This is a genomic window from Clostridium vincentii, from assembly GCF_002995745.1.
Taxonomy (GTDB): Bacteria; Bacillota; Clostridia; order Clostridiales; family Clostridiaceae; genus Clostridium; species Clostridium vincentii.
Window position 1 is genome coordinate 1 of sequence record NZ_PVXQ01000075.1, and the last position, 5,512, is coordinate 5,512.

Below are 5,512 nucleotides of genomic sequence, written 5' to 3' on the forward strand. Positions count from 1 at the left end.
TCGTCCTGAGCCAGGATCAAACTCTCAATAAAAAGTTTAATCTACTCAAAAACTTACTCATAAAAAAGAATTGCTGGTTTTTAACTTAATTAATATCTGTTCAATTTTCAAAGACCAATTTGTTTGCTACCCTTAAGCAGCTTCATCATCTTACCACGCTGTTTTCGACTTGTCAACAACTTTTTCAGCATTCATTTTCTAGTATTTCTTGTTGTTTTCTAGGTCGTCTTAGCGACAAGACTTATAATATCACATATGACTTCTAAAGCTTATAATACAACCTTACTTATACCTATCTACATTTGTAAATCGCCCAGATACAATCTTATTCTACATCTTTCTCATATTGATACACTAGGAGTAGTTTTTGTTTGAATATTCTATATTATACTTAATTGCTGATCTTAACTAAGCAAAATAAAAAATTCTGTTAAGTCGTGTAATATAGTTCTGCTCTATACTTCACGATTAATTATAATATAAGCGTATTGTTTATAGCTTAAGGGGTGACACCCAACTCTTATGGAAATGCTTCTATAATTAATATATATCCTTGTACTCAATTACTCAATAATTCACATTTTATAAATGTATCTTTTTTAAAAAAACACATCTTATTTTGATGAATTTAGTTGACACTTAATTTTACTAATAATATAATTAGCATATAGATGTGTAACTGTTAAATCAGGCATAAATTTTGAATAAAAATTTGTGCCTTTTTTATTTTAAAAAACCGTTTACTATATCTAAAATTCAAAAGAATATTAATGAAAGGATGTGACTAGTCCTTATTTATAAGGACGATAATATGTTAGGATTTTTAAAAAAGAAAAAATCAGAAGAACCTAAATCATTTGAATTAGTAGCACCAGTACAAGGAAAGGCAATACCTTTATCTGAAGTTCCAGATCCTGTTTTTGCAGAAAAGATGGCTGGAGATGGGGTTGCAATAGAACCCGCTGGAGATCTTGTAGTAGCACCTGCTGATGGAGAGCTAACACTAGTATTCAAAACTAAGCATGCATTTGCATTAACTCTTGACAATGGTGCCGAGATCCTAGTTCATATAGGTATTGATACAGTATCCCTAAATGGAGAAGGATTTGAGCAGCTTGCAGAACAAGGAACAAAGGTTAAAGCCGGAACTCCTATAATAAAAATAGATAGACAATTTATTAAGAGCAAGGGATTCGCATTAATTACTCCTGTTTTAATAACTAATACAGATGATTTCGCATCAATAACACCTATAGACAATATAGATACAGTTGCTGGAGAAACAGTTGTAATAAAATATACAGCAAAATAATTTTATTTACAATTTTTCTAAAATAGAACTATAAAAATAGTTACTTAACAAAGTCTATTTTTATGAGGGCACTGAAAAACTTATAGTTTTTCAGCGCCCTCATTTTTATAGATTTTTTTGCATCTATTATAGGAATATAATATTCATGCTATATTAAATTAGTATCCTGGTTAGTATAACAACTCTTTTTGACATCAAAAAATCTCCCAGAGACTAATGTCTCTGGGAGATCTTCTTATACTATTTAGAGTTTGTTACTCAATTCCTAGTATCTCATTAATTTCGTTCTTATATCTATCTGCCTTAACTCCGAATATAGCTTGTATTCCGTTGCCTACTTCAACAACGCCTGCAGCGCCTAATGCTTTTAATTCGTCCTTATTGACTTTAGATTTGTCTTTAACTTCAATTCTAAGTCTTGTAATACAAGCATCAACGCTTACTATATTCTCACCGCCACCAAATGCAGCTAATACTAAAGGTGCTTTTTCAACTATTTCATTTGCAGCACTTTTCTTATTAGATCCTTTTGAATCATCTAATTTATTAAGACCTTTTGCTTCTTGAAATTCTGCTTTACTGTGAAGTTTAACTTCTTGATCATCATCTTCTCTACCTGGAGTTTTTAAGTTAAACTTTTTAATTATGAATGTGAATAAGAAGTAATAAATTACTGCATAAACTAATCCAACTAATATAACCATAAACCAGTTTGTTGGAACTCCTGCACCTGCTGGAAGTAATCCAAACAATGTGAAGTCAATTAATCCACCAGAGAAAGTCATACCTACGAATACACTTAATAAATCCATAAGCATAAATGATAACCCTGCTAGTAAACAATGAACTCCGTATAATACTGGAGCAACAAATAAGAATGTAAATTCTATCGGTTCAGTAATACCTGTAACCATTGCTGTAACAGCTGCTGTTAATAATAATGACCCAACTACTTTTCTTTTCTTTGGGCTAGAAGTTCTATACATTGCGAAAGCTGCTGCTGGTAATCCAAATATCATGAATGGGAACTTACCTGCCATAAATCTTGTTGTTCCACCTACAACTGTAGACATAGTCTCTGCTGATGCTCCAACTAAATCACCCATGCTTGATAACTGGGCAAAATATGCTGTATTTGCACCTGCAACTGTTTTCCATACTCCATCAATTAATACTTGACCTTCTACAAATGAACTGAACCAGAAAGGAGTATAGAATACATGGTGTAATCCAAATGGGACTAAAGCTCTTTCAATAACACCAAAGAAGAATGTTCCTAGTGCTCCGGATTCTCTAACTAAAATTGCTATCTGTCCGATTCCACCTTGAACTACTGGCCATGCGAATGCTAATACAGCACCGGCTACTGCCATTGTTAAAGATGTAATTATTGGAACAAATCTAGCTCCTGAAAAGAATCCAATAATTTGTGGTAATTGAATATTATAGTACTTATTATGAAGTGCCGATGTAATAATACCAGTAATAATACCTCCGAACACAGACATGTTTAAGGTAAATATACCAAGATTAGTTGTAATATAGGTACCATACGTCTTATCGGTGAGAAGGACATCTGCATTTAAAACACCAAGTTGAGTTACTCCTAAATTAAGTAATGTTGAAATAACTTGATTCATTACAAGGAATCCGAATACAGATGCTAATGCAGCAGTACCTTTATCCCTGTTAGCTAATCCTACTGCAACCCCTACTGCAAACAGCAATGGAAGATTTCCAAATATAATTCCACCTATATCATTCATTACTTGTAATATAGAATGAACTGCTCCAATGTTTATGAATGAGATAAGTCCTGAATATACTGCTGGTGGCTCTTTTAACCCAGATATTCCAAGTAATGCCCCACCTATTCCTAGTAACATACCTGCTATTGGTAAAGCTGCTATTGGTAGCATTATTGCTTTACCTATTCTTTGTAAAAACTTAAGCATAATAATTCCTCCTAAAATTTTATTGTTTGTTATAAAAAATAATTCAAGTTATCATTAATTATTGAGCTGGCCAGCTAATAAAAATAATTAAAGCAAATAAAAAAGACTTAAATATTGAGCTGCAATAATCTACTTTATCCGTAGATTATTCTTCACAGTTCATATTAAGTCTTGCCTGCATTACCAGTTACACCTTAACTATTTGATTGTATTTTTATATTAACATATATAATTCTCGTTGTAAAGGTTTAATAGTAATAAACTTTTAGAGACATTCTAAATCTTTCAATATGGATTGTTAAAAAAGTAACCTCATCATCTTTAACTTTAACCTTAAGCTCTTTTCCAATGATATCTGCAACTTCCTCTGCTATTAGGTATGATTCATTATATGTTTTCCTAATCATTTCACCTAACGGATTGTCAGCATTCCTATTTTCTAATATTCTTTGCAGTGCAAACTTAATATGAGTTAAAAATCTAGCATAGTCTAAAGATTTCTTATCTATTTTTATATTTAGTCTCTCTTCAACATGTTCAACTATTGTACTTCCTAGATAATTTCTCCTAAGAGCATTGGATACATTTCCATCATTTATAGCTGAATGTATATGCAAAGCAATAAAAGCAACTTCGCCATCAGGAATTTGGACCTTGCAATAATTAGCTACCTTATCAGCGACCATTTTAGCCAAACTATATGCCTTAGGATACAAGGTCTCAATTTCTACTAAAAATGGATTTTCTATTATTTCTTTGCTCCTCATTCTTTTTACAGCAAACTGTAGGTGATCAATTAGTGCAATATGAATATTTTCATTTAGTTCTTTGTTAATTTCCTTAGATATTTCATAAATCCCCTCTTCACATACAGCTAAGAAATCACTTTCAACTAGCTCTATCATATTATTAAAATTGATTCTATTTTCATTGTCTTCTATTGTAAAAATTTTATCTACAATAGTTCCTCTTTTAATAATTTCTCCTGATTTCTTTGCAAAGCCAATCCCTTTTGCAAAGAGTATCTTCTCTTTACTTTCTGAATTAACTAAAACAATATTATTATTAAAAACCTTACCAACAACTTCCTCTCGGTCAAGTACTATACTCATAATTCTCCTCCCCTTTACTTTCTATTTATAATGTAATAGGTTTTATGATCTCTCCATTTACCATTAATGAACAAATACTTTTCATTAAGCCCTAATTCTTTAAATCCACAGCTTAATAATACCCTTTGTGATTTAATATTTTTAGTTAAAGCAGAGGCCTCTAACCTATGAAGATTCAATTCTTCAAAGGCATATTCAGTAGCTAACTTAACCGATTCTTTCATATAACCATTTCCTTGATGCTCCTTATCTATAGAATACCCAAGTACAGCGCTTTTAAATATTCCCTCTACAATATTAGATATACGTAGTTTCCCTATAAGTTTATCTGCTTTAAATATTCCAAAGTCCATGGCAGTCCCACTTAAGAATTGCCTATAGCTATCATTTAAGATATTTCTTTGTATATCAATTGAATAAAAGCTTACATCTCTACTTGGTTCAAATGAACTAAGGTGTTCCTTATTTAAGACATAATAATTCAGTAGTTTTTCTGCATCCTCGGGAGTTAACAGTTTCATCATAATATCATGTGAATATAATTCAACAAATGTGTTCTTTTTAGGATTATTATAATCTTCTCTACATATTCCCATTGATATCTCATTATTATGTACCCCTTGAGAATATATATTATTATAAAATACTCCTTCAAGAACAAATCCTAAGTCCAAAAAAGAAGATAAGCATATTATATCTATAGCAAAAATATTAACTTTATTTATAATACCGTTTTTAAAAGTAGCTTTTAATATTAGGTTTAAGGTTTCTTTTAGTAACTCATATTCATCATTTCTATAAAATTTTAGATTAACATCACATTTCTTATTTTGTTTATCTAAATTAACTATTTCAAATCTTCCTATATTTATCTTATCCCTATCTTTAATTACATACTCTGTTTCACTATTAACGTTCCTTGAAACAGTTACCCCTTGCCTTTCTAACATATTGCCATCTCCTATATTTTCTACCTTCTATTATATAGTATAAATTAAAGAATTGACAATACAAAGATTTCTATGATTGAGTCAAGTAAAAGTGGGCAACTATTTTATTATCCATTATTTTACAGTATATATTTATAACTTCCCTTAAGCATTTTTACTCTTAATTGTAACTAATATCTCCAA

Annotated in this window: 4 protein-coding genes; 1 reads left to right on the forward strand and 3 read right to left on the reverse strand. The window is 30.7% G+C overall.

Going from position 1 to position 5,512, the window contains the following annotated elements; all coding sequences use genetic code 11:
• Positions 1-811 precede the first annotated feature (811 nt).
• Complete coding sequence (locus tag CLVI_RS16960; protein WP_106061418.1) at positions 812-1,312, forward strand: PTS sugar transporter subunit IIA; 501 nt, start codon at positions 812-814, stop codon at positions 1,310-1,312.
• Between the two features lie 254 nt (positions 1,313-1,566).
• Here the strand turns inward: CLVI_RS16960 and CLVI_RS16965 are convergent, their stop codons facing one another.
• The 3 genes from CLVI_RS16965 to CLVI_RS16975 all read right to left on the reverse strand — a co-directional run bounded on the left by CLVI_RS16965 (position 1,567) and on the right by CLVI_RS16975 (position 5,329).
• Positions 1,567-3,267 carry a PTS transporter subunit EIIC gene (locus CLVI_RS16965; protein ID WP_106061420.1) on the reverse strand — a complete coding sequence of 567 codons (1,701 nt, stop codon included), beginning with the start codon at positions 3,265-3,267 and terminating at the stop codon, positions 1,567-1,569.
• 248 nt (positions 3,268-3,515) lie between these two features.
• The gene (locus tag CLVI_RS16970; protein ID WP_106061421.1) at positions 3,516-4,379 is read right to left on the reverse strand and encodes a PRD domain-containing protein; all 864 of its coding nucleotides are present in this window, start codon (positions 4,377-4,379) and stop codon (positions 3,516-3,518) included.
• 14 nt (positions 4,380-4,393) lie between these two features.
• The gene (locus CLVI_RS16975) at positions 4,394-5,329 is read right to left on the reverse strand and encodes a GNAT family N-acetyltransferase (RefSeq protein ID WP_106061423.1); all 936 of its coding nucleotides are present in this window, start codon (positions 5,327-5,329) and stop codon (positions 4,394-4,396) included.
• Positions 5,330-5,512: the final 183 nt, after the last annotated feature.

Excerpts from the sequence above, each read along its gene's own strand:
- CLVI_RS16965 (WP_106061420.1), bottom strand. The coding sequence starts at position 3,267 with ATGCTTAAGTTTTTACAAAGAATAGGTAAAGCAATAATGCTACCAATA.
- CLVI_RS16960 (WP_106061418.1), top strand. The coding sequence starts at position 812 with ATGTTAGGATTTTTAAAAAAGAAAAAATCAGAAGAACCTAAATCATTT.
- CLVI_RS16975 (WP_106061423.1), bottom strand. The coding sequence starts at position 5,329 with ATGTTAGAAAGGCAAGGGGTAACTGTTTCAAGGAACGTTAATAGTGAA.
- CLVI_RS16970 (WP_106061421.1), bottom strand. The coding sequence starts at position 4,379 with ATGAGTATAGTACTTGACCGAGAGGAAGTTGTTGGTAAGGTTTTTAAT.